This window comes from Vibrio sp. QJM3NY_26, from assembly GCF_057786005.1.
Genome location: NZ_CM173516.1, coordinates 747,647 through 772,983 on the forward strand (window position 1 = coordinate 747,647; position 25,337 = coordinate 772,983).

The 25,337-nt window shown below is 44.1% G+C and carries 26 protein-coding genes; 15 read left to right on the forward strand and 11 right to left on the reverse strand.

From position 1 onward, the window contains the following. Positions 1 to 111: 111 nt before the first annotated feature. The gene (locus AC3CH4_RS18650) at positions 112 to 768 is read right to left on the reverse strand and encodes an NAD(P)H-dependent oxidoreductase (RefSeq protein WP_004732726.1); all 657 of its coding nucleotides are present in this window, start codon (positions 766 to 768) and stop codon (positions 112 to 114) included. Between the two features lie 324 nt (positions 769 to 1,092). Next, positions 1,093 to 1,959, reverse strand: a complete 867-nt coding sequence (locus AC3CH4_RS18655) for a glycerol kinase (RefSeq protein WP_488544261.1) — start codon at positions 1,957 to 1,959, stop codon at positions 1,093 to 1,095. A 573-nt stretch (positions 1,960 to 2,532) separates the two neighbouring features. On the opposite strand from AC3CH4_RS18655, the gene AC3CH4_RS18660 reads away from it, so the two are divergent. From AC3CH4_RS18660 to AC3CH4_RS18670, 3 genes are all read left to right on the forward strand, one after another. Beyond that, positions 2,533 to 4,419: a PTS mannitol transporter subunit IICBA gene (locus tag AC3CH4_RS18660; RefSeq protein WP_488544262.1), complete on the forward strand. Its 1,887-nt coding sequence runs from the start codon at positions 2,533 to 2,535 to the stop codon at positions 4,417 to 4,419. Between the two features lie 190 nt (positions 4,420 to 4,609). Further along, complete coding sequence (locus AC3CH4_RS18665; protein ID WP_488544263.1) at positions 4,610 to 5,758, forward strand: mannitol-1-phosphate 5-dehydrogenase; 1,149 nt, start codon at positions 4,610 to 4,612, stop codon at positions 5,756 to 5,758. Between the two features lie 50 nt (positions 5,759 to 5,808). Then, positions 5,809 to 6,345, forward strand: a complete 537-nt coding sequence (locus AC3CH4_RS18670) for an MltR family transcriptional regulator (protein ID WP_208638372.1) — start codon at positions 5,809 to 5,811, stop codon at positions 6,343 to 6,345. A gap of 264 nt (positions 6,346 to 6,609) precedes the next feature. On the opposite strand, the gene nagB is transcribed toward AC3CH4_RS18670, so the two are convergent. Continuing rightward, a complete protein-coding gene (gene nagB, locus AC3CH4_RS18675; RefSeq protein ID WP_004732731.1) occupies positions 6,610 to 7,410 on the reverse strand; it encodes a glucosamine-6-phosphate deaminase in 801 nt (266 codons plus the stop codon). 560 nt (positions 7,411 to 7,970) lie between these two features. Further along, entirely contained in the window at positions 7,971 to 8,324 is a 354-nt protein-coding gene (locus AC3CH4_RS18680) for a MaoP family protein (RefSeq protein ID WP_017092459.1), read from the reverse strand. A 156-nt stretch (positions 8,325 to 8,480) separates the two neighbouring features. Here AC3CH4_RS18680 and AC3CH4_RS18685 point away from each other — a divergent pair, with 156 nt between their 5' ends. Beyond that, positions 8,481 to 9,371: a LysR family transcriptional regulator gene (locus tag AC3CH4_RS18685; protein ID WP_004732733.1), complete on the forward strand. Its 891-nt coding sequence runs from the start codon at positions 8,481 to 8,483 to the stop codon at positions 9,369 to 9,371. A 214-nt stretch (positions 9,372 to 9,585) separates the two neighbouring features. On the opposite strand, the gene AC3CH4_RS18690 is transcribed toward AC3CH4_RS18685, so the two are convergent. Then, on the reverse strand, positions 9,586 to 9,789 hold the full coding sequence (locus AC3CH4_RS18690; protein WP_237290022.1) for a hypothetical protein: 204 nt from the start codon (positions 9,787 to 9,789) through the stop codon (positions 9,586 to 9,588). 236 nt (positions 9,790 to 10,025) lie between these two features. Here AC3CH4_RS18690 and AC3CH4_RS18695 point away from each other — a divergent pair, with 236 nt between their 5' ends. From AC3CH4_RS18695 to AC3CH4_RS18705, 3 genes are all read left to right on the forward strand, one after another. Next, positions 10,026 to 11,402, forward strand: a complete 1,377-nt coding sequence (locus AC3CH4_RS18695; RefSeq protein ID WP_488544264.1) for an AlkA N-terminal domain-containing protein — start codon at positions 10,026 to 10,028, stop codon at positions 11,400 to 11,402. A 25-nt stretch (positions 11,403 to 11,427) separates the two neighbouring features. After that, positions 11,428 to 11,910, forward strand: coding sequence for a methylated-DNA--[protein]-cysteine S-methyltransferase (locus AC3CH4_RS18700; protein WP_488544265.1), 483 nt, complete (start codon positions 11,428 to 11,430; stop codon positions 11,908 to 11,910). A 219-nt stretch (positions 11,911 to 12,129) separates the two neighbouring features. Further along, on the forward strand, positions 12,130 to 12,513 hold the full coding sequence (locus tag AC3CH4_RS18705; RefSeq protein ID WP_065206460.1) for a hypothetical protein: 384 nt from the start codon (positions 12,130 to 12,132) through the stop codon (positions 12,511 to 12,513). Positions 12,514 to 12,522: 9 nt separating this feature from the next. Here AC3CH4_RS18705 and nhaD read toward each other — a convergent pair whose 3' ends face one another. After that, the gene (gene nhaD, locus AC3CH4_RS18710; RefSeq protein WP_237298742.1) at positions 12,523 to 13,962 is read right to left on the reverse strand and encodes a sodium:proton antiporter NhaD; all 1,440 of its coding nucleotides are present in this window, start codon (positions 13,960 to 13,962) and stop codon (positions 12,523 to 12,525) included. Between the two features lie 299 nt (positions 13,963 to 14,261). Then, the gene (locus AC3CH4_RS18715) at positions 14,262 to 14,438 is read right to left on the reverse strand and encodes a hypothetical protein (RefSeq protein ID WP_004732739.1); all 177 of its coding nucleotides are present in this window, start codon (positions 14,436 to 14,438) and stop codon (positions 14,262 to 14,264) included. A gap of 529 nt (positions 14,439 to 14,967) precedes the next feature. On the opposite strand from AC3CH4_RS18715, the gene AC3CH4_RS18720 reads away from it, so the two are divergent. The 4 genes from AC3CH4_RS18720 (at position 14,968) to AC3CH4_RS18735 (ending at position 17,743) form a co-directional block, all read left to right on the forward strand. Next, positions 14,968 to 15,705, forward strand: a complete 738-nt coding sequence (locus tag AC3CH4_RS18720) for a nucleoside recognition domain-containing protein (protein ID WP_017082976.1) — start codon at positions 14,968 to 14,970, stop codon at positions 15,703 to 15,705. Then, positions 15,705 to 16,172 carry a YjiG family protein gene (locus AC3CH4_RS18725; RefSeq protein ID WP_004737023.1) on the forward strand — a complete coding sequence of 156 codons (468 nt, stop codon included), beginning with the start codon at positions 15,705 to 15,707 and terminating at the stop codon, positions 16,170 to 16,172. The genes AC3CH4_RS18720 and AC3CH4_RS18725 overlap by 1 nt, the downstream gene beginning before the upstream one ends. 645 nt (positions 16,173 to 16,817) lie before the next feature. After that, on the forward strand, positions 16,818 to 17,204 hold the full coding sequence (locus tag AC3CH4_RS18730; RefSeq protein WP_054546115.1) for an MAPEG family protein: 387 nt from the start codon (positions 16,818 to 16,820) through the stop codon (positions 17,202 to 17,204). Between the two features lie 8 nt (positions 17,205 to 17,212). Then, the gene (locus AC3CH4_RS18735) at positions 17,213 to 17,743 is read left to right on the forward strand and encodes a hypothetical protein (RefSeq protein ID WP_054546116.1); all 531 of its coding nucleotides are present in this window, start codon (positions 17,213 to 17,215) and stop codon (positions 17,741 to 17,743) included. A 43-nt stretch (positions 17,744 to 17,786) separates the two neighbouring features. On the opposite strand, the gene AC3CH4_RS18740 is transcribed toward AC3CH4_RS18735, so the two are convergent. After that, on the reverse strand, positions 17,787 to 18,422 hold the full coding sequence (locus tag AC3CH4_RS18740; RefSeq protein WP_054546117.1) for an START domain-containing protein: 636 nt from the start codon (positions 18,420 to 18,422) through the stop codon (positions 17,787 to 17,789). A 241-nt stretch (positions 18,423 to 18,663) separates the two neighbouring features. Further along, positions 18,664 to 19,140, reverse strand: coding sequence for a YHS domain-containing (seleno)protein (locus AC3CH4_RS18745; RefSeq protein ID WP_017077045.1), 477 nt, complete (start codon positions 19,138 to 19,140; stop codon positions 18,664 to 18,666). A gap of 110 nt (positions 19,141 to 19,250) precedes the next feature. On the opposite strand from AC3CH4_RS18745, the gene AC3CH4_RS18750 reads away from it, so the two are divergent. Both AC3CH4_RS18750 and AC3CH4_RS18755 read left to right on the forward strand, forming a co-directional pair. Continuing rightward, positions 19,251 to 20,075 (forward strand): AraC family transcriptional regulator, encoded by an 825-nt coding sequence (locus tag AC3CH4_RS18750; RefSeq protein WP_474356914.1) that lies wholly within the window; start codon positions 19,251 to 19,253, stop codon positions 20,073 to 20,075. A gap of 231 nt (positions 20,076 to 20,306) precedes the next feature. Next, complete coding sequence (locus AC3CH4_RS18755; RefSeq protein ID WP_054546119.1) at positions 20,307 to 21,185, forward strand: 6-pyruvoyl trahydropterin synthase family protein; 879 nt, start codon at positions 20,307 to 20,309, stop codon at positions 21,183 to 21,185. 148 nt (positions 21,186 to 21,333) lie between these two features. Here AC3CH4_RS18755 and AC3CH4_RS18760 read toward each other — a convergent pair whose 3' ends face one another. Further along, on the reverse strand, positions 21,334 to 22,374 hold the full coding sequence (locus AC3CH4_RS18760) for an acyltransferase (protein WP_488544266.1): 1,041 nt from the start codon (positions 22,372 to 22,374) through the stop codon (positions 21,334 to 21,336). Between the two features lie 122 nt (positions 22,375 to 22,496). Next, positions 22,497 to 23,453 carry an AEC family transporter gene (locus tag AC3CH4_RS18765; protein WP_054546121.1) on the reverse strand — a complete coding sequence of 319 codons (957 nt, stop codon included), beginning with the start codon at positions 23,451 to 23,453 and terminating at the stop codon, positions 22,497 to 22,499. 175 nt (positions 23,454 to 23,628) lie between these two features. On the opposite strand from AC3CH4_RS18765, the gene AC3CH4_RS18770 reads away from it, so the two are divergent. Then, a complete protein-coding gene (locus tag AC3CH4_RS18770) occupies positions 23,629 to 24,222 on the forward strand; it encodes a TetR/AcrR family transcriptional regulator (RefSeq protein ID WP_108209248.1) in 594 nt (197 codons plus the stop codon). 193 nt (positions 24,223 to 24,415) lie between these two features. After that, entirely contained in the window at positions 24,416 to 25,264 is an 849-nt protein-coding gene (locus tag AC3CH4_RS18775; RefSeq protein WP_488544267.1) for an alpha/beta hydrolase, read from the forward strand. The last annotated feature ends 73 nt before the right edge of the window (positions 25,265 to 25,337 follow it).

Below are 25,337 nucleotides of genomic sequence, written 5' to 3' on the forward strand. Positions count from 1 at the left end.
TAATCTAACAGTCTAAAGTGCTGTTAAAACTATATTTTTGTAAAACGAAAAAGCGTTTTAAAAATTAAAGCGTTGTAGCGATCAGTACATAATGCATATGCATTGGATTTATTACAGTGTAGTAACCACTTCATCAAGCGCTAGACGCGCTTTTGGTTTACCGTGGTTATAGTCTTCGCCGTCTTTGTGGTAGCCGATAGCCAGTGCTACATCAACAACGTGACCTTCCAGTTCGTCAGCAAACTCTTCGCCGATCATAGCGGCATCTACGCCTTCCATAGGTGTTGATGCAATGCCAAGACGAGCCAGTGTGTGCATTGTGTTACCTAGTGCGATGTACACTTGAGACTTAGTCCAGTTACCGTTGAACCCCGTTTCGTCTGTGTTCATTTCTGCGAATGCGTAAGCACCTAAGAATTGCTCGTACATTTCAGCGGGTAGGTGACCAGAGCTTACTTCTGTGTCAGCACGCTTAGCGAATTTCTCTTTAGTGTACTTAGGATCGTGAGCAAACAAGATCGTATGTGATGCTTCTTTCGCATGTGGTTGGTTAAACTGGAACATGTTCTCGAAAGTATTGTGGAAGCGTTGTTTTGCTGCGTCACTCTCAATGATGATGAATTTCCAAGGCTGAGAGTTGATAGAAGAAGCTGATAAACGAAGTGCTTCTTTGATTACTTCCATGTCTTCCGCAGAGATGCGTTTGTCGGCATCGTATTTTTTAGCTGTGTAACGAGTGTTTAGATCAGTAATGATTGGATGAGTCATGTTGAATCCTAATATCTATCAATAATAAATGTTGTAGGGTTTTATGTTCGGTAACGTCAACAATAAACGGATAACGCATTTAGGCTATATCTCTATAGAAGTCGTTTCTAGAACAGTCAGCCTCTAAAAGGCTGAACGCTTAAATGGCTATCGAACATGCCCCAATAAATCGAGTATCTGCGGTAGCTCAAGTCGATGGGTGTAAGATAATAGAAGATTGGCTCGGGAAAAATAGCGAACACATCAAATCACTATGGTTAATAATGTCCACAATGATTTGATTTGTGTGATCTTGGTGTGTTTTGGTTTTCGAAAATCAGCCAGTTAGTACGCCTTGATTCCATATTGGCGTAATAAAGAGGGAAGTACGCTGTCGAGGTTTGGGATATCTTCAGGGTTAAGTTCAATCAAGCTAAAACCATGCTCTTGGTAAACTTTCTTGGTCGCACTTCGTTTGTCTTCTTCTATAGAGCCTGAATCTGTTCCCCAGAACTGAATGTATACTTTGCCGCTTGGCAGGTAGAAATCGCTCATTACTTCTTTTGATATCGGGAGCGGACGTTCATAGGCATGAACCACTCCCGCCATATAGAGCCAGTTATCAATGATCAGCTCTCCCTTTGAACGAACATAGTGCCCATCTAAGGTTCGGTGTTTCGCTTCAAACTTCTGGCGAAAGCTAGAAAACGATACATCAGTAGAATGGCTTTCAGCATCGTGTCCTAAAAATTCGACAACAGATTGCTTTAATCGTTTATTGCGGACTAACGAATCGTGCCACACCACAAATAAGTTCTGAGTCGCTTTATCTTCTCTCTGCTCACCACCGGCCTTCAGTCCCGTTGAGGTGACGTGCCAGCCGTCTTCTTCTTTCTTTATCCAGCCAAGCTCATTGAGCAATAAGTTGATTTTCTTTGCACTGAGCTGAAAGGCACTACCCAACTGAGTCGCGGTTAGCGTTTTTCCTGAGAATGAGTCTAAGTCGATGAGCAGTTTTTCTGGCCATACTATAAAGACACCAAACTTTTTGTGTTCTACATACTCTCCACCAAAGCTTTCTCCACGCTCTGTGAGCACCCAACGTTCTTGTGAGCGCACTATATAGCCAGCAACTTTTAAATCGCTGAACAGAGTTTTAGGTTCAATCCCTTTGTGTTTCGCAAGTGCTGATGTAGAAATCTTGTCTGACATAGTTTTCTCAAATCGCAGAGTGACTGCAGGGTTGGTGTTGAAGGGAAGTTTAGGAAACATCATTTGAACAGATAAATACCATATCACATCTACTAATGCCAACTGCAGCTCACTGGTCTATGTTTTTAGTAGAAAGTCATGTCTGATTTTGATCCTGTGGGAAATGTGGCTCTTTTTGTAATTAAATTACATAATTAGCGTTTTTGTTCATCTAGGTGCATATTTCCTATACGTGACACGATGTTTTTTTATACGGTTTATATAGATTTTAGATGCCATATTTTATTAAGTGTGATTTTGATCACTATTTATTTTTAAGTACTACAAAATAAAGTGTGATCTAGATCTTGTGTTAATGATATTTATTCTCATTAGTTTGGCTTTGTAATTTAAATTCATGGTGTTTTTGTGATCTAAAGTGCTCTTGTTAACCCTAAAGTGTTTTTTGTGTGTGATGGTTGTCACGAAAGTTGGGCTGAGGTGCATTTTAGAAATGTTGTGATACATTTTAATCGACTTTTGAGTAAACACTTTCGGTCATTTGACCAACCAATACATTACGGGGTTCTACCTATGTTATCACCAGAAGCTAAGATTAAGGTTCAAAACTTTGGTCGTTTCTTATCCAATATGGTAATGCCAAACATCGGCGCATTTATTGCGTGGGGTTTCATTACAGCACTATTTATCCCAACAGGTTGGTGGCCTAACGAAACGTTAGCATCAATGGTTGGTCCTATGATCACATACCTTCTACCGCTATTGATTGGTTACACTGGTGGTAAAATGGTAGGCGGCGACCGTGGTGCGGTTGTTGGAGCGATTACAACGATGGGTGTCATCGTTGGTACTGATATCCCTATGTTCATGGGAGCGATGATTGTCGGCCCTCTAGGTGGTATCGCAATTAAGAAATTCGATGAAGCTGTTCACGGTAAAGTGAAGAGTGGTTTCGAAATGCTAGTGAACAACTTCTCTGCTGGCATCATCGGTATGATCTGCGCAATCATCGCATTCGTTGTGATTGGTCCTGCAGTTAAAGTACTGTCTGGTGCTCTTGCTGCTGGTGTTAACGCAATGGTTGAAGCTGGTGCCCTTCCTTTAGCTTCTATCTTTGTTGAACCTGCGAAAATCCTTTTCCTAAACAACGCAATCAACCACGGTATCTTTTCTCCATTAGGTATCCAGCAATCTGAAGAGATTGGTCGTTCAATTTTCTTCCTAATTGAAGCGAACCCAGGTCCTGGTTTTGGTCTTCTACTTGCTTACATGGTATTTGGTAAAGGTAGTGCGAAACAGTCTGCTGCTGGCGCATCTATCATCCACTTCCTAGGTGGTATCCACGAAATTTACTTCCCTTACGTACTAATGAACCCACGTCTAATTCTTGCTGTTATCGCAGGTGGTATGACAGGTGTATTCACTAACGTAATGTTTGATTCTGGCCTTATCTCTCCAGCATCTCCAGGTTCTATCTTTGCAGTTCTATTGATGACGCCAAAAGGCTCTTACGTTGGTGTTGTTCTTTCTGTTATCGCATCAACCGCTGTGTCTTTCATCGTAGCTTCAATCCTACTTAAGACTGCAGCTCAAGGTGACGACGAAGATTCACTAGAGAAAGCATCAGCGCAAATGAAAGACATGAAAGCGTCTTCTAAAGGTGCGGCATCAGGTGCAAACGTGAACCTAACTGATGTAGAAGCAGTGTATGTAGCGTGTGATGCGGGTATGGGGTCAAGTGCAATGGGTGCCGGTCTACTGCGTAAAAAAGTAGAAGCAGCAGGCCTGAACATTGTGGTAACCAACTACGCAATCAACAATCTACCAGCTGATTCGCAAATTGTTATTACACACAAAGACCTAACAGACCGTGCACGTAAAACCGTACCAGGTGCAATGCATATGTCTCTTAACAACTTCTTAGATGGTGCTGTATACGACCAGCTAGTTGCAGACCTTGTAGAAGCAAAAAGTGGCCAAGCAAAAGCGCCAGTGACTGCAGCCGCTCCTACACAGAAAGGCAACAAACTTGCACTAACTAACGACAGTATCTTCCTTGGCCTTAAAGCTACGCAGAAAGAAGACGCTATCAAGTTTGCTGGCGACCAGTTAGTAAAACTTGGCAACGTGTCACCTGAATACGTAGACGGTATGTTTGCTCGTGAAGAGCTTGTGTCTACTTACTTAGGCGAGTCTATCGCGGTACCACACGGCACAATCGAAGCAAAACAATACGTACAAAAAACCGGCATCGTGTTCTGCCAATACCCTGAAGGCATTCAGTGGGGCGAAGACGAAGATGATATCGCTAAGATGGTTATCGGTATTGCAGCACAAGGCGATGAACACAACATGGTGTTGATGGCTATTACCAATTCACTTGATGACGAAGAAGCAGTGGAATGCTTACAGAACACAACTAACCCAGATGATGTTCTACGTATTCTAAACGGAAATTAATACGCTCTAGTCAAGCTCCTGAGTGAAGGAGGCCGGTGTCCCCCCACTGGCCTCATTTTCGGTCTTACTCTTTATCGGTTTATTGAAGATTCAGTCTGAATAGCTTACTGCTTAATGCCTAGGGCACGTCGTCAAGGCATGTTGTTGAGCCGTTAGCTATCTAGATTCAAATATTTATAAGGTCAAAATTATGAAAGCGTTACATTTTGGTGCAGGTAATATCGGTCGTGGTTTCATTGGTAAGCTTCTTTCTGATGCAGGTATGAAGGTTACGTTTGCTGACGTAAATGAAACGGTTGTAAATGCGTTAATTGAACGCCAAGAATACCCAGTTAAGATTGTTGGCGAAGAGTGTGTTGTGGAAGTGGTTAAGAACGTGACAGCAGTAAACTCAGCGACAAGCGCTGTAGTAGATTGCATCGCTGAGTCTGATCTTGTAACAACAGCGGTAGGCCCAACGGTTCTTAAGATTATCTCTAAATCGATCGCTCAAGGTATTGAACAACGTGCTGCGGCAAACAACACGGCACCAATGAACATTATCGCGGCAGAGAACATGGTTCGCGGTACTAGCCAATTGAAGGCAGCAGTGTTAGAGCACCTTTCTGATGAAATGAAAGCCTTTACTGAAGAGCACATTGGCTTTGTTGATTCAGCGGTCGACCGTATTGTTCCACCGGCAGAAGCGGGCGAAACAGACCCTCTAGCCGTAACCGTTGAAACGTTCAGCGAGTGGATCGTAGATCAAACACAATTTAAGGGTGAGATTCCAAACATCCCAGGTATGGAATGCACTGACAACCTAATGGCTTTCGTTGAGCGTAAACTGTTCACGCTAAATACGGGTCACTTGGTAACGGCATACCTTGGTGTGCTTGCAGGTCACGAGACAATCAAAGACTCTATCGAAGATGACGTAATCCGCGCTGAAGTAACAGCAACGATGGAAGAGAGTGGTGCGGTTCTGATTAAGCGTTACGGCTTTGATCCAGAAGCTCACGCTGCGTACATCCAAAAGATTCTTGGTCGTTTTGCAAACCCATTTTTACGTGATGAAGTAGATCGTGTTGGCCGTCAGCCAATCCGTAAACTAAGTCCTCAAGACCGCCTAGTTAAGCCATTAAACGGCACATTGGAGTATGGTCTTCCAAACGCTCATCTCGTAAAAGCGATTGCAGCGGCTTTCCATTACAAGAATGAAGATGACCCGCAAGCGGTTGAACTTCAGGCAATGTTTGCAGAAAAAGGGTTTGCTGAGACATTAGCGCATTATTCTGAGCTGAATAGTAACTCAGAAGTTGTTAAACTAGCGGAAGAAGCTTATCTAGCATTGAAATGATAAACCATCAAAGTGCCACACCAGTGGCACTTTCTTATTGTCGAGCCGTTATGCCAATACAAACTAGCCACGAAACTGAATTACTCGAAGCCCTATCTGAAGCTGAGAGCGCTAGCGCCTGTCTAATGGCGGCTTACGATGCATTGGATGACACGGTAGATGCCGTATTAAAAAACATTTTCAAGAAAGACGACACGGCAATTAAATTTGTTGTTGAACCACTTCTCAACAGTGGCGGACCGTTGGGCGAGATTATGATCCGCGCTAAGCTTCTATTAGGGCTTGGTGTGATCAGTAAAGAGCTCTACGATGATTTAGAGATTTTTGTTACCTTGAAAGAGTGGGCGAAAATACAGGGTGAAGACACCAGCTTCACAGAAGTCGACGTTATATTTGAGCTCAACAAGGTGCACGCGGTTCAGCGTATTATGCCTATCGAATATGATGCGGAGATGGTGGAAACCATGTCTGGCCCAATGCTTCAAATGTTCTTGGGTCGACACAATCAGAAAGTAAAGTCGACGATCGTTTTGGCTATCACTGACATTATCACGACCTTATGCCGAGATAACGCACTGAGTTCTTAGTTCTAGTTTGCAGTCCTGCTTATCTTGTTTCGCATCCTACATATCTTGTAGCTGTTCGTTCGTATCAATACAAAGTTTAAAATGATGGCGGTTTCTTTCGTTGGAGAAATCGCTTTGTTGTTTTTGTGTCTATAAAAAATACCCGAAACCTCTCTTCCCATTAAACACAAAAGCAGCAGGTACAAAAAAAGCCACATTCAGTGGCTTTTTCTATTCAAGACGCTCTCTTTATTAAAAACGCCCTTCTATCCAAGACTATGCGGATTATAGGTCTTGGATGTTCTCAGCTTCTAGCTCTTGGAAGTAGCGTAGAGTCTTAACTTTTAGCTCTTGTTGAGCTGGCTCATCAGCAACGATGATAGCTTTACGATGCATCTGAAGAGCAGTAACAGTCCACATGTGGTTTACAGAACCTTCGATAGCCATTTGAAGCGCTTGCGCTTTGTTGTGGCCTAGAGAAAGGATCATTACTTCTTCAGAATCTAGAAGAGTAGCAACACCGATAGTTAGTGCGTATTTAGGAACTTGATTGATGTCGCCATCGAAGAAACGAGAGTTCGCGATACGAGTGTCTTCAGTCAACGTTTTGATACGAGTGCGCGAAGATAGAGAAGAACCTGGCTCATTGAATGCGATGTGACCGTCGATGCCTACGCCGCCCATGAATAGGTTGATTTTGCCGTATGAACGGATTTTCTCTTCGTATGCTGCACAGTGAGCATCGATGTCTTCAGCTTTGCCGTCTAGCAGGTTGATGTTTTCTGCTTGAATATCAACGTGGTTGAAGAAGTTCTCGTGCATGAATGTGCGGTAAGATTCTGGGTGGTTAGGGTCGATACCAACGTACTCATCCATGTTGAATGTTACAACGTGTTTGAAGCTTACTTCGCCTGCTTTGTGTAGTTCAATTAGCGCAGCGTAAGTAGTTAGAGGTGTGCTACCAGTAGGAAGACCTAGAACAAATGGACGCTCAGCAGTAGGAGCGAATTTGTTGATAGAATCTGCGATGTGACGAGCAGCCCATTTACCTACTTTAGCTTTGTTGCTTAATGGAATAAGTCTCATTGATTTTGCCCCTAGAAATAAAATTTTATAGTGTTCTGAAACATTAATTCGCATTATAAAATAAGTTATTAAATTCCGCTATTGTTTTAGGTCAAGTTTTTGCTTTTTTCGTCGTATCTGTGACCAGAACTCTCAAATTTGCACAATTATTGTATGGATATTTGGTAGCGTTAAACAAGATTAATACGTTTGTCATATATCGTCTGGTGGGTTTGATTCAGGGTCTGAAAGATCAACAAGCTTTGTTTAGTGGATGAGTGGGTGGATGGTCAGGAGTGCAATGGACGTATGATCAAAGAGTGATACTTATGTGGCACTGCCGTGCAAAAAAGAGGAGAAAAAGTGAGGAAGTATCACCGACAGGCGTGAATGAGCATGGGTATATTTAAGAATAGTGATTATTCAAAGCTATCACTATGAATTTTATATAAATATTGGTAAAACTGGACAGGTTGGCTAAACTTACTAATTACGAAGAAGATGCGTGTTTGTTTTAAGTTGCCGCTAATATGCTATGAAAAAAAGCCCAAAGTGATTAGGTATCACTTTGAGCATTTTTACTAATCTTCTAACACTAACTCTCTGTCGTATTCTTCCCTAGGCACTTCACCGCGTTTGCAGCCGTTTAGGGTATGAAAGCGACGGCGTCCACGAGCCAGTTGAATGTACTTCAACCAAACACGGTCTAACTTGGACTTAGCCTTATGAGGGTGAGCCAATACTTTGATGAAATGTCTTTCTTCAGCATTGGTCGGTGTTAGTTCACCAGTCTCAAGTGCAAGCATAGTGTCACCAAACAAGGTTAGGATTTCTTCTTCTGAAAGAGTAAAATCACCTGACTTAGCGAACCCTCGTGGGAATTTAATGGTGTCATAAAAACGTTTTTTTCCGTGTCGGAATTCGGTCTCAGACATATCAGCCTCAGTAATGTGGTTAGATAGAAATTAGTGTTTATTGCTCACGCGAAAATATTGTTAAAAGGCTAAAATAGGAAACAAAACGTTTTTGCCTTTACGATAAACAATCCTAGATCGGCTAGTTAGCAGATTTATTACAGAGATGTATTTTTGATGGATGTGAAAGTATTTAGAACCTTTCTTGAGGTTGCAAGGGTGCGCCACTTTGGGCGCGCAGCTGAAAACTTGTATTTAACACAAGCAGCGGTGAGTGCGCGGATCAAACAGCTTGAAGGCTATTTTGATACTCAGCTCTTCATTCGTGACCGCAATAACATCAAGCTTACCTCTTCCGGTGAGCGTTTGATTGGTTATGCTGAAGTGATGGTATCCACCTTACAACAAGCCAAGTTTGAGCTGTCGTTAGAGAGTGGAAAAGCCTTGCAGTTAACACTAGGTGGCACTCCGAATATTTGGGATGCGTATCTGCAAAACTGTTTAAGCGTAGTGACCGATTCTTTTGGTGGTTATGGCTTCATGGCTGAGGTGATGGGGCGCGAGCAACTGAACCGTAATTTGCTAGAGCGAACCTTAGATATGGCTTTCGCTTTCGATCAGATTAAAGCAGAAGAGCTGAACTGTAAAAAAGTCGCTGATTTGGTTTTGGTGTTGGTATCAACGCAGCAAGATGATCTGGAATCTGTGTTCCAACATAAGTATGTGTATGTCGATTGGGGAACGCGCTTCGGTTCAGAACACGCAGAACGTCACCCTAAAGTTCCAGCTCCGTATTTACGTACCTCTACGGCTCGTATTGCCCTCGATTTCATCTTAGAGAAAGGTGGCAGTGCGTATTTACCTGTTTCTATGGTTGAACCTTTTATCGATTCGGGTCAGCTGCATAAGGTGAAAGGGGTAGAAGATTGGTATCGTCCGATTTATCTGAGCTATCGCAAAAGCAGCACCTCGGTTGATGCGATCATGCAGGTCGAGAAGTTGGTTAACGAAATTGATCCATCGACCGCTTATACGTTGCAACAAGCCGCTGAACAAGCACCAGAGTAGCGGCATTCGCGGTAAGCAACGGCTTTGTTGATTAGATTCAATAAAAAATGGCTCCTAACTAATTGTATAGTTAGGAGCCATTTTTGTTTTAAACCAGAGATGATTTTCTTTTCCAAATCAGAGATAACCCTAACTCGGATAAAACCGTTTAAGCCTGGTATGCGTAGCCTTTTTTAAAAGCCCTATCACTTCAAAGCACTATTCTTCGAAAATTCTAGAGATTCATTAGATTCTCAATGGACTCTTCAAGAGAGTGTGACATGTATGAATGGATTTGATTTCCATCGGTAGCGTCAATCTCAATTTTAGAAATCCCCTTACTCGCTTCGTCTTCAAGAAAGCTGAGAGATTGCTCGACTGATTGACTGGTGAGAACCTGTTGGTTTGATAAAACAATACGACACGTGTGAAGAACCATAGCCTTTTCCTTTTTATATTCGACAGGTCTCTGCATCTTAGTGTGCTAAGTACCTATCGTTGACGTTGTGAGAAGAGTTTCTTCTCAAGGTTAAATTTAGTCGAATTGCGTAAAAAGAAAACCCTTTTTTGTGATTTATCTAACCTTCAGTTCCGAAAGTGGCTAGCGACAATGACAGTTCACGGTAAACTTTTAGGTATCGGAGTAAAAGTTATGGCAAATGGGAAGAGCACAGCATGTCGAGAAATATTCATCACAACAGTACGTTAACGAGTGAGCAGTGCCATTTGGCTCGATATGCGCGAGACGCTCGCTTTGATGGGATGTTTTTTACGGCGGTAAAAACCACCGGAATTTTTTGTCGTCCGATTTGCCCAGCAAGCCCGCCCAAAGAAGAAAATGTCGAGTATTTTTCTCATCAAGCTCAAGCCTTGAAGGCTGGGTACCGCCCATGCTTACGTTGCCGGCCAGACAGCGCACCTTTTTCTCCGGCTTGGAAAGGTGTTGAAACGACTTTCTTGCGTGCTTTACAGTTGATTGATCATGGTGCGCTGAACTCAGGATCAATCGTCGACCTTGCCACTCGATTAGGTATTTCAGACCGCTATTTACGAACCTTATTCGATAATTACATCGGCGTGTCGCCAAAGCAATATAGCCTTTATAGCCAATTGATGTTTGCCAAGCAGTTGCTGCACACCAGTAGCATGAGCATTACCGATGTTGGCTTTGCGAGTGGTTTTAATAGCACGCGTCGTTTCAATGATGCCTTTCTAAAAGAGCTGCAGCTCTCGCCAAGCCAAATCCGACGAACAAAGCTAAGTGAAAACCTGAGCAATCATATTCAGCTAGTCTTTCACGGCCCATTAGACTGGAAGCATTTACTGGGTTTCTATCGACGAAGAATGATTGAGGGCTTAGAAGACGTTGGCGAAGACTATTACAAGCGCACAGTGAATGTTAATGGGTCAAAGGGTTGGTTCAAGGCCACTTTGGCTAAAGAGAACCGCTTAGATATTGAATTTGAGTTGGACGATATAAGCCAGTTAAGAAGCTTGATTGCGAACATTCGACGCATGTTCGACCTTGATGTCGATATTGCCAAGGTTGAGGTCTTCTTTACAACCATTGACCCCAACTTAGTGGCTAAGAGTGGCATCCGCATTCCTGGCGTGTGGAGTGCTTGGGAAGCCGGAGTAAGAGCGATTCTCGGGCAGCAAGTTTCGGTAACCGCGGCGATTGGGCAGCTTAACTTGTTGGTCAAAGAGCTTTCTGATGCACATGAGAAGGTCAGCTTCCCGACACCTAAACAGATAGCGGAGGCTGATGTCAGTTTCTTAAGAATGCCGGGAAGCCGCAAAGAGACCTTAAAGCGTTTTGCTGAATACATGGTCGACAATGAAGCAGAGCACCCTTCCAAATGGATTGAGCTAAAGGGCATTGGGCCTTGGACGATTCAATACGCGCTGCTTCGCGGGTTAAGTGAACCTAACCACCTGTTGGTTGGCGATTTGGTGGTGAAGAAGTTCATTGAGCATCGTCCCGCCATCAACACAGATAGTGTTTCGCCTTGGGGTAGTTACGCCACGTTCCATTGTTGGAATCAGTCTTAATCGGAATACTAAGCTAGGAGATATCATGGACAACCGTTTTACTTACTATGAGAGCCCGTTGGGCACGGTGACTTTACAGGCGAACGATGAAGGGTTGCTAGGTCTTTGGTTTGAAATATACACCACCAAGCCTGAAGAATTAGGTGTTCGAGATGATGGCTTTCCGATCTTTGAATTGGTTGCCGAGCAGCTCAATCGCTATTTTTCTGGTGAGGTTATCCAATTTTCTGTGCCGATCGCCGCAAAGGGCACGCCATTTCAGCAATCGGTTTGGCAAGCGCTCATGACTATTCCTTATGGAGAAACATGGAGCTATGCACAACTGGCTGATGCGATTGGTAACCCCAAAGCTGTGCGAGCCGTGGGTTTAGCGAATGGAAAAAATCCGGTGTCAGTGATTGTGCCGTGCCACCGTGTGATTGGTAAAAATGGCAAGCTGACCGGGTATGCGGGTGGCGTAGAACGTAAACAGCGCTTATTGGTGATAGAGGGAAGAGAACAAGATTAGGAAGCTGTACAACTAGCGACTTGAAGTGCTGTTCTGTGGATTAAGATGGAAGATTCTGCACTATTCAGGGGGGATATGAAGGGCGTTCAAACTGTGACCTTGCAGTTAAAACATGATCTTGTAGTTAAAACATGACTTTGCAATAAATTCGTTACTTGCTGGAAAATACCTATTTGGTTGCATATCCTTTAACCATGTTCTCTAGGCAAGGATGCCCAAATGAATAGCCATCATTCACTTATACTCTGCTGCAGTAGCGCACTATTGCTGACCGGTTGTTTAACCGACACCAGTCGACCCTTCGAAGTACCACAACTTGTTCTGTTTAAGGGCATGTATGAGAACGCTGACAATGACAGTTACTTGCTTTTTGAATCTGGGCAAGTGACTTATCAAACAACGGATAAGTCTGTTACTCGAACTTATCGTGTTGAAGATGACTTAATCAATATTGAGTTGAATTCAGCGAACCGCCGATCTGACTCCGGGCTAGTGATGCGAATTCAACACGAGGGTGCAGTGTTAACCTGCAACCAGTGTCCAGCGATGCAGTTAAGTAACGTCTGGACACGCGTTGAGAAGCCTCTAGCTGATATGCATTAGAGCGTTTTACTAGAAAAGATCGCCATTCAGCCATAGGTGAGCGGCGATACTGACGGCATAGCCAATCATGATCACTGGCATCCATTTCAAGTGGCCAAAGAAGGTGTATTTGCCATGCGCCGCGCCCATTAGCGCCACACCTGCCGCACTACCAATAGATAACAAGCTGCCACCAACGCCGGCGGTTAAGGTGATCAGTAGCCAGTTGCCCATCGACATTTGGGGTTCCATGGATAACACGGCAAACATCACCGGAATGTTATCGACAATAGCCGATAAGATCCCCACCATGACGTTGGCCCAAATTGGATCCCATTGGCTATACATCACGCCCGAGGCTAATTCCAAGTATCCAAGTAAACTCAAGCCACCGACACACATTACGACGCCGTAGAAGAACAGCAACGTGTCCCATTCGGCATGCGACACTCTTCGAAATACATCGAATGGTACAACAGAACCGAGTCGCTTTAGGGCGCCTTCATCGTTATTGGCGATCGCCACCGCTTTTTTCTTCGCGAGTGAGTTGGGTAAAGTCTTACGTAAGTAATAACCAAAGAACTGCAGATAGGCGAGCCCCATCATCATCCCCATCACAGGAGGGAAGTGGAGTACGGCATGGAAAGCAACCGCGGTCGCTATTGTCATGATGAACAAGCAGACGATTCGTCTTGCTCCACGCTTTAATTCTATGTGCTGATGGACCGTGTCAGGTTGAGTCGTCGGAACAAAGTAAGACATGATCAGGGCTGGAACAAGGTAGTTCATCACTGAAGGAATAAATAGAGGAATGAACTCGGTAAAGCTGACATGGCCAGCCTGCCATACCATCAGCGTTGTGATATCTCCAAATGGACTAAATGCGCCGCCAGCATTGGCTGCTATGACAATGTTCACACACGCGAGATTGACAAATTTAGGGTTAGAGCCTGCGACCTTGAGAACAACGGCACACATCAATAGAGCTGTCGTGAGGTTGTCGGCAATAGGTGAGATAAAGAAAGCCAGAATACCGGTTATCCAGAACAGAGAGCGGAAATTAAAGCCTTTGCCTACCATCCACGCTTGCAGCGCATCAAACAGTCTTCTCTCTTCCATGGCACTAATGTATGTCATGGCGACGAGTAGAAAGAGTAATAGCTCGGCGTATTCCAGAAGGTTGTGTTCAAGCGCTTGTTTGGCCACTTCGACAAGGTTGTGTTCTTGGTAGGTAAAACCAATGATTATCCAGATCAGGCCCGCCGCAAGTAGAACCGGCTTGGATTTTCGGAGTTTTAGGTATTCTTCCATCATCACCACGATGTAGGCGACAACGAAAATGGTCAGCGATAGGTAGCCAGCAAATGAACTGGTTAGTTTGAGCGGCTCTCCCAACTGAGAAGTGGCAGCGCCTGCTACCGTAGAAAAAAATAATAAAGAGAGAACAGCAGAAAGCTGGATACCTAACATGGATTACGCTCCGAAGTTAATAAGTTATTAACACGGGTAAAAGCGTAGACCTAAATAACCATGTGCAGTGTGATAGATATCTTAATAATTCAATAGATTATATAGAAAACAGTAGATTGGGTGAAAACGTGAGGTCACAGTGAAAGCCGTCGATTATAGGACCCCATCGTTCATAGGAAAACGGTCGATCATCGGTAACTCGTCAATCATAGAGAAATAGAGATTATAGAGAAAATAGAGGTTAGGGAAAAAGCCCTACCGGGTTTAGGACCGATAGAGCTTATTCGCCATTGCCAATATTATGCCGCATTGAGATCAAACGTTAGTGTTTGTTCTGCGGCACATACTTCAACAGGCCAGCCATAGGATTGATATTCCAGCGCAAGTTTGTCCGCTACTGCGCGAGATACTGTTGCAGTGATCCACATGCCTTTGCCCATTACTTGATATTTAAGCGTTCTCATTTCCATCATCATCACCACCGTTCTCCTTCGATATTGGCAGCGCGAAGTCTATAGCACCTCTAAGGGCTGAAATTTCGGATTAAGCTCAAATTCTTTATAAAATGGCTCACGGTTTAGCCATGGTTCAAAACTCAACCAATAATAGGTAAACGATTGCATTTTAGAAGCGTAACCGCGATTTAAGCCGCTGTATTATAATCGAATTAAAATTGAACAGAAAAAGCATGTAAGAGATCACTTACATCATTATCAGAGATCAGACTAGGTAAAAACCTGTCATTTGAAACCTTATTTGTGTGGTGATTGTGTGCGTTTTTGGTTGCGCTGTTGAAGCGAATTTTGTTTAGTTTTGTATGTGAAATATTCTAATTGTTTTAGCGTATACCTCTGCTTTTAAATCTAAATCACAGTTTTATATGTTGCTGTGGTTCTTTTGTTCAAACCGATACGCTATTTGATTTTGGTCATTAACCTATTGTTCATTAGTTTGCACTATCTATACGTGTTCTGTTCCACATAAACGAGATGTATAGAGGTCCTTATGACTAATCCAACTAAAACCGATCGTAAAGTCACGATCGGCAGCTATATCGCACTCGCATTCGCGATTGTGTTCTTTTCAGGCTTAATGCAGTCCAATGAATGGTATGGAGTGCTCGATTTTACAACGCTCAACGGTTCATTCGGTAAGGTCGCTTACGATGTCAGTGAAACGGCCGATGGTATCCAAGCGGCAACGACGTCACTGCGTGGTAAAGGCGGTAGTGGTGCTCGCGACGGTTTCATTTTTGCTTTGACACTTATTCCGACCGTGATGTTTGCACTGGGTATGATCAACGTACTTGAGCACTACGGTGCACTGGACGCGGCTCGTAAACTACTGACACCGCTGCTTCGCCCTCTAATGGGTATTCCGGGTAACTCAGGCTTGGCACTGATTGCTTCTTTGCAAAGTACCGATGCAGGTGCAGCGATGACCAGGCAACTGAAAGATGAAGGGCATCTGACTAAGCGTGAAACCGATGTCTTCACCATGTTCCAGTTTACGGCGGGCGCGGCGATCGTTAACTTTTTCTCTTCAGGTGCGGTTCTGTTCACTCTAACGGCGATGGATGGTTCTTTGGCGGTAACATCGTCAATTGGTTTGGCTGTGGCTGTGATGTTCATCTTCAAGTTTGTCGGTGCGAACCTGTTCCGTATTTACCTCAACATTACTGAAGGCAAAGAAGACAAACCAAAATCAGACAAAGAACAAAAACTGGAAGAGGAAGTAGCATAATGAGCGAAGTTAAAGCAAAGAAACCAATGGTTACTGATATTTTCGTTGAAGGTGCTAAGAAAGGCTGGGTTATTGCGACTACCTCTACGGTACCGAATGTTCTGATGGCGTTTGTGATCATCAAGGCATTGCAGATCACCGGTGCGCTGGATTTGATGGGCAGTGTATTTGCTCCAATCATGGCGGTATTTGGTTTACCTGGTGAAGCGGCAGCAGTATTGATTGGCGCTTGGATGTCGATGGGCGGTGCTGTGGGTGTAGTTATCACGCTGTTTGACCAAGGCATCCTGAACGGCAACCATATCGCTATCTTGGCGCCAGCTATCTACTTGATGGGCTCTCAGGTGCAATACATGGGTCGTATTATGGGACCAATTGGTACTGAAGGTCGTTATATCCCGGTGATGATCGCGATTTCGGTATTGAATGCCTTTGGTGCAATGTTCTTGATGAACATTATTTTGTAACGTGCCTTTTAACGGTTAGCTGCTATTAACGGTTAGTTGCTAACAGCTTTTAGACGTTAAAAAAAAAAGGAAACCCCGTTTGGCTTTCACCAAACGGGGTCTATTCTTTTCGTAGCCATCCTGCTACTGCGCGTTACTTATCTTTCAATAGGTAACTGGTGCTCCCTGCATCATTCCTTGACGTGGCTAAATCCTTTAACCTATCCAATTCATCGCCTTCCTAGCGGTGTCCTTGCTAACTCATCATCCTGACAAGCGACTCTATCCTAGAGCAAAACTTCCTTGCTGATAACTCATCCTAAGTCATCAAATCTTCATCCTGAAGATACCTAATCCGTTAGGCTTTTTCCTGTTCCTGCCAACTCCCTGTCGACATGTGTATTAAACACTGCAGAGGCTTTACTCACAATCCACCTCAAGAAATAAATGTACTCACTAACCGAAATAAATATGCGTGGATTCATACAAAACAAGGGGTTGGGTTTGTATTCTAGGAATTTTCTGCGAAGCTTGATTGTGATCTCTTACGTCCGGTGTGAGAGATCTCTTACAAACTTTCGGGCTCGACTATCATTTTGCGTTGACCGCATCAATGAATTGATGGGTAATGGATGATGAATAAACACCAAGTAATAGGGAAATATAATGGTTACAGCACTTTACGCAGCCTTGCTTACGGTAGTAATGATCTGGTTAGCGATCGAAGTTATTAAGCAAAGACGAATCAATCTTGTTGCTCATGCCGATGGCGGTGTTGAGTCGTTACAGATAGCTCGATCGGCACAAAGTAACGCAATGGATTATATCCCAATCACGGTGATTTTGATGGGGTTGCTAGAGGTGAATGGGGCTGGTGTGTGGCTTATTCATGTCATTGGTGTGGCGTTTATTCTGGGGCGAGTGATTCACGCGAAAGGGATCTTAGCGAAGAATTTCAAAGGCAGAAAAGTGGGTATGGTGTTAACGCTTATCTGCATGATCTCTTTGATTGTCCTAAACTTAGCTTACCTACCTTTTGATAAAATGTTCTAGGGAGCATTATGGCATTGCGCCTTCCTCCTGCTTGGGTGATTGTCCTTGCAGGGTTAATACTCAACATCATGGCGATTGTCATGTCGAGCTTGGTGTTGGACAAAATTGAAGCGGAGAAATCGGAATACAACGATCGTAAATACGGCAATGTGTACTCAATACAACTGGCCTGGAACACGATCGAAACCTTAGAGCGTAAGCGTGAAGCGATTCTGATTCACCTTGATAAGCTATCCCCAGAAACCGCTCAACCTGCCACTGTTCTTAATGAAGCGCTTCGCGGCCAACTCCGGAGTTGGGTGAGTGATGAGGTGCCAGCCATCTCGTTGGCTAATTTACCCAAGCTTATGATGCTGATAAACAGTGCTCAAGAAGCCCAACGAGCACGAATTGATGACTACTATTTGGATAATCTGACCTTGGTTGAATTAATCCAAAGGCTCGATGAGAAAATGGCTTTCTACAAGAATATTGCCCTGTTTCTTCAGGTGTTTGGTTTAGCACTTATCTTGGCTCGCGATCTAGCCAGAAGACCATAGCCTATCTAGCTTTTATGGTTAGCGACTGGAATTATCTGTATAGCTATCGAGACTCGCTTGGCAGGTTAGGGTGCTGTTGGTCTTGGTACTTTGGTAATTGTTCTTTTAGCCCTTTAAACGTGCTCAGTGCACTGCCAATCGATAACTTATTCATCAACCAATTTGGCAAGATGCCACCTGCGTTCGCATACGCGGTGTAGGTAATGTAGGTATTGCCGTTGGTGAGCGGTTGCAGTGTCCAAAGTGCGTCCACATCGTAAATTCGAATATACCCCGACTCTTTCGCCAAATAGTTAGATGCATCTTTAATCGACAAGACAAACTGGCCATCCTCAATGCTGTATTTTGAGTAAGTCACCATATCGCGATCTCTAGCAGGCCATGGCGCTTTGAATTGGGTATAGACGATATTTTCATCCTCAGATATCTGCATCAAGACACGACTTTCCGATACGTTATCTATCCAGTTTGGCACGTTCTCGCTGTCTTCCAATAAAAGTAAAAAACCAGAATAAGTGGTGGGCGTTTGCATTTGTGCTCGTATCTCTACTAAGCCTTCACTGTGAGGTCTCTTATCAATGATGATGCCTTCTTCACTTTTGACGAACTGCCATTGAGCCGCATAAGTCAGTGTTGATAAGGCGCAGAGCCCAAGTACAAAAATCCTAGGTAATATCATTATTCTTCCATGAAAAGAAAAGCTTATCTTTTAGGAGTATAGAATAAAAATGGATTTGATTCGTACTGAGGGTTTATTGATTTTTCATAAGCTTGAGCGACATATCGTTGTTTATTGTGGTGAGACAAATAACTTTAGGTTTATCTATAGTTGGGAGGTCATAAAGAAAAACGGAAGCGTTCGGTCGCTTCCGTTTTTATTAATGGGCAATGGATAAACGTTGAATGCTAGAACTTAGAACCTAGAGCTTATAAGCTTCGACGGTTTTGATCGTCGTCCAGTTGCTGTTGGCGTCTTGGATGAACTCTTGCGTATCTTCCAACCATCGTTTTTGTACTGATTTGTCTAAGTTCAGATACAGCTTTCCATCTTCGACTTTCCAAGCGTTAGGGTCGGTCTCAAATTTCTTACCCATAGCCACACCAAAGGCACAATAGCCACCGTATTGAGGCGCATAAGCTTCAGGGTTGGTGCGGAACTGATCTCGGTTGTCACTGTTTGCGAACTGATAAATAGCGTTCTTATAAGTAGCAGTGAATTCTGATGAACCTTGAACGGCACCAGCATCAGTAAAGTAAGCCACTGGGTCATAGCCTTTGATCGCGATGTCATTGCTATCAACGCTCATGTCGATGTCTGCTGCCATCAGTGAAAAGCTGGTTCCTAGTAACGCGGCCAATAGAGTGATTTTTTGACTGGTCGATTTCATGTGTGACATATCAAGTTCCTTGTCAGTGTTGGTTATCTTGTTTGAAGTAATTTAGCCCACTCGTCCGGTCTATAGAGGGACAAAAGAACTTAAAAGTAAGCGAATCGTTCGGAGGATGCATGGATCTGCTTTCACAATTAATGGAACACTTCTCGATACGTACCGGTGTTTTCTATTCTGGCAATTTGTGCGGAGTGTCGTCATTTAAGCCGCAACAGGGTAAAGAAGGGCATCTTCATGTATTGAGCGCGGGTGAGTTGACCTTGTCTAGTGCGCACACGGAGTACAGGCAACTGTCACAGCCCTGCATTATTTACCTTCCGAACAGCACTCCACATGTGATTGAAGGCGTGGGAGACGGTGCTGAGGTCGTGTGTGCGAATGTCGAATATCGTTCAGGGCAGATGAATCCTTTATTGTCTGCTCTGCCTGACGTGATAGTAATTCCGTTTGCGGATGCACCTAACTTAATGCCAGTTATAGAGGTGCTATTTCGAGAGTCGAGCCAAGAGTCATCGGGGCAACAATATCTAATGGATAAGTTGAGTGATGCCTTGATGGCTTTGATTTTCCGTCATCTCATTGAACAGCAGCAAATTGATCAAGGGGTATTCTCAGCCCTAGCTCATCCACGATTGGCTTCGGTGGTTACGGCCGTTCACCTATTGCCTGCTCGTCATTTTTCGATTGCGGAAATGGCGTCACTGGCCGCGATGTCTCGAACTCAGTTTATTGAAGCGTTCAAACGAGAAGTCGGTGAGACGCCTGGTGACTATGTACAAAAGTGGCGGGTATCTGTGGCTCAATCCCTCTTATTGCAAAATAAGCCCATCAACTGGGTCGCTGATGAAGTGGGTTACAGCAGCTATTCGGGGTTTGCACGCGCTTTTCAGCATGTTGCTGGGGTGTCACCGCGCCTTTGGCTAAAGCAAAATGTATCGTGAAACGCTCGGCAACCTTACCCAATATATGGCTATTCGCATCGGGCTGGTCTATGTTTTAGCGGAAATTGTGCAGAGTTTGTTCTTTTCTCAAAAGAGGGTCTAAAAAGGTGGACTTTTTAAGCTTGTCGTAACATCCTGCTCGTCCTATTTTATCTAGACACCAATGAGACGAAGTGCCTGCTGGACATTATTCAGCCTCCCGTATCTCATTAAAGTATTAAGGAGTTCAACTTGAACCTATTTGTAAGAGACCTTACCGTTATCGATTCTTCATACATCTGTGAACACAGAGGGGTCGTAGGAGATAGTTGGATTTTAGATGTCACCATGTCTGGTGAACTTAATGAAATGAGCATGGTGCTGGATTTTAGCAAGGTCAAAAAGCAGATCAAACACCTCGTTGATGAGCACGTTGATCACCGTTTGCTACTGCCGATGCAAAGCGCTGCAGTTGTTCTTCAAGCGAGCAAAGCGGGCTACTCTAAGGTTGATGTGTTGCGTGGTGACAAGAGCCTCCACCTACATTGCCCTGACGAAGCATACTGTCTGATTGATGCAGAGGCGATCACCATCGAGAGTGTGACCGCTCATGTTTATCATATTCTGCGTGATAACCTTCCAAGTAACGTCACTGGGTTAGAGATCACCCTACGTCATGAGAACATTAATGGCGCGTTTTACCACTACACCCATGGTTTAAAAAAGCATGATGGCAACTGCCAACGCATCGCACATGGCCACCGTTCTCCAGTCGAAATCTTGGTTGATGGTCAGCGTGACGAACAACGCGAACAGGCGTTTGCTCAGCGCTGGGAAGACATTTATTTAGGTTCTAAAGAAGACCAAGTTTCAGTTTCATCACTTAATCTGAGTGAACACGCGCAAAGCGTTAATGATGAAAGCCACTATGGCTTCCGCTACACGGCGCCTCAAGGTGAATTTGAGCTAGCGATTGCTAAGAGTGAAACAGAGATTTTGCCGACAGATACCACAGTAGAATTACTGGCAGGCTATATTGCGGATCAAGTTGAGCCGAGCCTAGCAGAGAACCAATCACTACAAATCGTCGCTTATGAAGGGGTCGGTAAAGGTGCGATGGCGTTCCTATAGCACCTCACGAGTGAGATAATCTCGGTTCCAATATGATGAAAGAAAGGCAAGATATTAAGTTATCTTGCCTTTCTTTTTTGTGGCTCTTTAAAACTGATTTAGCGGATAGTTTTAGGCACAAAATTTAACCGCGAAAGGTCAACACGCCCTAGCGAAGTAGCACGCGTCGCAGTGGTGTTTTTTCGATACCAGCAACCAACATAAAGCTCAGGATAAAGGTGCCGAAGAAGACGGTGATGTCTTTACCGAGCTCCGTGATACCCAAGACTCCACAGACATTGAACAACACAATAATGATCAGTAAATGGCTTACGTAGATACCCAGCATACGATTCGAAATGGCACGAACCCAAGCGTAGTTACCCATGTTTGGATTTGCTAAAAGCCACATGAACACGCCCATCCCCCATAGCGCCGTGCCAAACAAGAAATCATTCATGTTGAATCCGACGTCGAACGTGGTGAGCCATGCCGTCTCAGCAAAGTGAATCAACATGCCTAACGCTAATAACCCCAACGCTTTAGTTGATGACACCTTCCATTGATTCTGACGAATAAGGAAACCTAAGGTCACCATTAACGTGCCAAAGAACGGGCCATTACGCGTGAAGAAGGGTGCTTCTAATCCGGTCAGCGTTGCGTAGCTTCCTGCCAAAACACCATAGCCATAGAGCGCTATGGCTATCGGTAATAGAAGTTTGTTGAGCTTCAACTCAACCAATAAAGCGATGACCAACACTGCGCAAACAAGGGCTGGAATAAACCACAAGTGAACCAGCCCACCCTCTAAGAAAGAGTTGAGCGGGGTGTTCATTAAAAAGCCCCAGTAGCCTTGGCGTTCGCCTAAGTAACCCAATTCTTCAACCTTAGCGAGATTAAATGGCATGACTAGGCAGATGACGCTCCATACCAACCAAACTTTGAGTAGTGGTTTGGAGTAGTTGATGAAGGTTGTCCAAGGCGACGCTGTGAGCTTGGGTTGGATCAGATAGCCGGAAATCAGAAAGAACAGAGGCACGGCGAAGCGAGCGACTTGGTTAAGCACATAACCAATCCATGGCACTTCATCGATTTGCCAATAAGTAAGTGCCATTTGGCCGTGTAAGCCAATGATCGCCAAGATAGCAATCACTCGACCCAACTCGATACTGGCGATGCGCTGTGAAGGCGTATGTTGAACGGAAGACATATCAGATCTCTAAGAAAAATTTCGTAAAATCTAACAGTCTTTATGTGGAATCAGTTAGTCCTAAATCAAAGCTGGAGGCCTTTGATTTAAGGCTTATATTGATTTTTTGAAGCCTGTCGCAGCTATATTAAATCCATTGCAGTTAATGCAAATATGCCAAGTGTGCAAGTGATAAGCGAAACGACAGTGGTTAGCGCGATAATATTGGCGGCCAATGTGGAGTTCCCACCCATCGCACGCGCCATAACATAGCTTGCAGCTGCGGTTGGCGCTGCGCTCATCAAGAAAATAAGACCAAGATCTAACCCTCTAAAACCGAAGAACAGGGCAGCTAGAGTGATCAGTAGCGGAGCCAAAACCAGTTTGTATCCCGTAGAGAACCAAGTTGGGCCTTTATCTTTTTTCAGAGAGCGTATATCAAGCGACCCTCCAGTACATAGCAGGGCTAATGGTAACGTCATATTGGCAAAATACTGCCCTGCATCTGTCACCATTTTCGGTACTGGAATCGATAGTAAGTAGAACAAAACACCCATAGCGATCGATATAATAAGAGGGTTTTTGGTGAGCGTTTTAACAATCACTTGAATGGCTTTGTCACCCGACTCTTGACCTTTCGGGGTGAGCGCGATAACTGCCTGAATGTTATAGAGAACCGTCAGCGAGGCGACATAAAGTGCAGCGAGCGCGACACCGTCGTTGCCGTATATATTGGCAACATAAGCAAGCCCGATAATAGCAGTGTTGGCACGAAAGCCACCTTGTACTATGACGCCTTGGTCTTGAGGCTTTTTAAAGGCTATTTTGGTGCTTACTGTGGTGAATACGAAGAAGGCTAGGTTGGCGACTAAGCCAAAAATGACAAGCTTTCCACTTGCGGCAAAGTCGTGGTTAGACTGAACAATGCTCAAAAACAGCATTGCAGGCAGGGTGACTTGAAACACGACCTTGGATGCGACATCAATGAAGTTGTCATTGATTAAGCCGATTCGCTTGAGCATGACACCAAGAAACAGCATTAAACAGATGGGGCCTGTCACCGAAGCCGAAAACGCAAACTGTTCCCAAAGTGTGTTCATTCTCTTTCCCTAGTTATTAAACTCAATAATCGGTTAGCTCAAATTCCTTTGAATACTGTCGCATTTTTCCACAATTCTTTGATAATACAAAATGAATACCAAGGGTTAAGTAAAAAACTTGAAAAAAAGTACGAACGTGCTAAAAATAAAGCATCAGATTTATTATTGGTGAATAATGAGCAAAGGAAAGATAACCAAAGAGTATATTTTGAGCCATGCATTTGCACTTGCGAGTGAGAATGGTCTTGAGAGTTTGACGATTGGCGAGTTAGCCAAGCAGTGTGGTATGTCTAAGAGTGGCTTGTTTGCGCACTTCAACTCTAAAGAGAACCTGCAACTCTCTGTACTCGAGTATTCCAACGCCATATTCACCGAAAGAGTCATCATTCCCGCACGAGAGCTGGGGGATGGTGATATTGAAGCCAAGCTTAAACAACTGCTCGATAACTGGCTGGGCTGGAACCACTCGTTCCAAGGCAGCTGCATGTTTATTGATGCTTGGAAAGATGCAGGCAGCGAAACGTCTGTGATTCAGAAGGCACTGCAGAAAACCATTTCAGTGTGGATTGATTACTTGACGATTCAGGTAGCAAAAGCGGTTGAGAGCAAACAATTCAGAGCCGATTTAGAGCCTAAGCAAGCAACCTTCGAGTTGTACGGTCTCTATTTAAGTGCGAACTTGTTCTACTCATTACGAGGCCAACAAGCGAGCCACACTCATTTTTGGAGTGGTGTCGAGCGCTTGGTAGCCAGTTGGAAAGCGGTTTAATACATACAGCAGGTTAACTCGCAAATCATGTGAGTCTTGCTGAAGTAAGGTTTACAACAAAATTTTAGAGAAGTGGTGGTAAGCGATGATAAATCGCAGTAGCGCCATTTTTTATATCAACAAATAGCACGGTCGTTCGATTTTTAGGGCCGAGCTCGATCCGCCAATAATGATGGCGATACAAGGAACGGTCATGAGTGACAAAATCTATTTCAATACTTCGAACAAATTTAGCTTCAAGCGCAGCTTAATTGGCGCAACAACCAGTCTGCACTACATTTTAGCGCCGAGTCATGCGAAGAAAACAGCACGTAAACTGTTGCTCACTCCGATGCGTACCGAGCAAAAAAATGCCGATCCGCAAGGGCTTATCAAGAGTGAAATCAAAGGCCGTGATGGTGTTTTGAAAACTTACTCTTTAGGTACGGGTCCCGTCTGGGTACTGACTCATGGCTGGTCTGGTACCGCGAGTCAGTTTTTCCCTCTGATGGAGCATATTGCTGCTAAAGGTTTTACGGCCTTGGCTTACGATCACCCGGCACATGGTGGCAGTGATGGCGTACATGGTCATATCCCAGCGTTTGTGAATGGTTTAGAAGCTGTTCTAGATTCGGTTGGTGAAGTGGCAGGTTTGGTCGGTCACAGTATGGGTACCGCTTCTGCGTTGGAGTGCAAGCACGTTAAATTGGAAGATAAGCCATTATTGTTGATTGCACCTGTATTGGATTATCTAGAAAACCTATTTGGCAGCGTTGCGCGTTCTGGTTATTCAATGAAGCTATTTGAAGCGGTAGTCGGAGAAGTAGAAGAGCAGTTTAACTACCCAATTCAGTCTGTCGATCCTTATGGAAAACTGGCGCTTCGTGAATCTCAAACGATCATTGTTCATGATGAACAAGACAAGTTTACTAAGTTTGATGTGTCTCAGCGCGCTGCCAATGAAATGGATCGCGTCACCTTGATTGCCACTCAAGGCCAAGGTCACGGACGAGTGATGAAGTGCCCACAAGTATTCGAGAGCTTTGATAACTTGATTGGCTAAGTTTAACTAATCAAGCAAGTAGAACGTAGGTTAAGAAAACAAACACTAAAAAGGCCAACCAGACAGTATCTGG

Coding starts and splice junctions, on each gene's coding strand:
- AC3CH4_RS18765 (WP_054546121.1), bottom strand. CDS start 23,453: ATGAACACACTTTGGGAACAGTTTGCGTTTTCGGCTTCGGTGACAGGC.
- nagB (WP_004732731.1), bottom strand. CDS start 7,410: ATGAGACTTATTCCATTAAGCAACAAAGCTAAAGTAGGTAAATGGGCT.
- AC3CH4_RS18665 (WP_488544263.1), top strand. CDS start 4,610: ATGAAAGCGTTACATTTTGGTGCAGGTAATATCGGTCGTGGTTTCATT.
- AC3CH4_RS18715 (WP_004732739.1), bottom strand. CDS start 14,438: ATGATGATGGAAATGAGAACGCTTAAATATCAAGTAATGGGCAAAGGC.
- AC3CH4_RS18740 (WP_054546117.1), bottom strand. CDS start 18,422: ATGATATTACCTAGGATTTTTGTACTTGGGCTCTGCGCCTTATCAACA.
- AC3CH4_RS18705 (WP_065206460.1), top strand. CDS start 12,130: ATGAATAGCCATCATTCACTTATACTCTGCTGCAGTAGCGCACTATTG.
- AC3CH4_RS18760 (WP_488544266.1), bottom strand. CDS start 22,374: ATGTCTTCCGTTCAACATACGCCTTCACAGCGCATCGCCAGTATCGAG.
- AC3CH4_RS18680 (WP_017092459.1), bottom strand. CDS start 8,324: ATGTCTGAGACCGAATTCCGACACGGAAAAAAACGTTTTTATGACACC.
- AC3CH4_RS18720 (WP_017082976.1), top strand. CDS start 14,968: ATGACTAATCCAACTAAAACCGATCGTAAAGTCACGATCGGCAGCTAT.
- AC3CH4_RS18735 (WP_054546116.1), top strand. CDS start 17,213: ATGGCATTGCGCCTTCCTCCTGCTTGGGTGATTGTCCTTGCAGGGTTA.
- AC3CH4_RS18770 (WP_108209248.1), top strand. CDS start 23,629: ATGAGCAAAGGAAAGATAACCAAAGAGTATATTTTGAGCCATGCATTT.
- AC3CH4_RS18750 (WP_474356914.1), top strand. CDS start 19,251: ATGGATCTGCTTTCACAATTAATGGAACACTTCTCGATACGTACCGGT.
- AC3CH4_RS18690 (WP_237290022.1), bottom strand. CDS start 9,789: ATGGTTCTTCACACGTGTCGTATTGTTTTATCAAACCAACAGGTTCTC.
- AC3CH4_RS18670 (WP_208638372.1), top strand. CDS start 5,809: ATGCCAATACAAACTAGCCACGAAACTGAATTACTCGAAGCCCTATCT.
- AC3CH4_RS18745 (WP_017077045.1), bottom strand. CDS start 19,140: ATGTCACACATGAAATCGACCAGTCAAAAAATCACTCTATTGGCCGCG.
- AC3CH4_RS18730 (WP_054546115.1), top strand. CDS start 16,818: ATGGTTACAGCACTTTACGCAGCCTTGCTTACGGTAGTAATGATCTGG.
- AC3CH4_RS18655 (WP_488544261.1), bottom strand. CDS start 1,959: ATGTCAGACAAGATTTCTACATCAGCACTTGCGAAACACAAAGGGATT.
- AC3CH4_RS18725 (WP_004737023.1), top strand. CDS start 15,705: ATGAGCGAAGTTAAAGCAAAGAAACCAATGGTTACTGATATTTTCGTT.
- nhaD (WP_237298742.1), bottom strand. CDS start 13,962: ATGTTAGGTATCCAGCTTTCTGCTGTTCTCTCTTTATTATTTTTTTCT.
- AC3CH4_RS18650 (WP_004732726.1), bottom strand. CDS start 768: ATGACTCATCCAATCATTACTGATCTAAACACTCGTTACACAGCTAAA.
- AC3CH4_RS18775 (WP_488544267.1), top strand. CDS start 24,416: ATGAGTGACAAAATCTATTTCAATACTTCGAACAAATTTAGCTTCAAG.
- AC3CH4_RS18685 (WP_004732733.1), top strand. CDS start 8,481: ATGGATGTGAAAGTATTTAGAACCTTTCTTGAGGTTGCAAGGGTGCGC.
- AC3CH4_RS18695 (WP_488544264.1), top strand. CDS start 10,026: ATGTCGAGAAATATTCATCACAACAGTACGTTAACGAGTGAGCAGTGC.
- AC3CH4_RS18700 (WP_488544265.1), top strand. CDS start 11,428: ATGGACAACCGTTTTACTTACTATGAGAGCCCGTTGGGCACGGTGACT.
- AC3CH4_RS18660 (WP_488544262.1), top strand. CDS start 2,533: ATGTTATCACCAGAAGCTAAGATTAAGGTTCAAAACTTTGGTCGTTTC.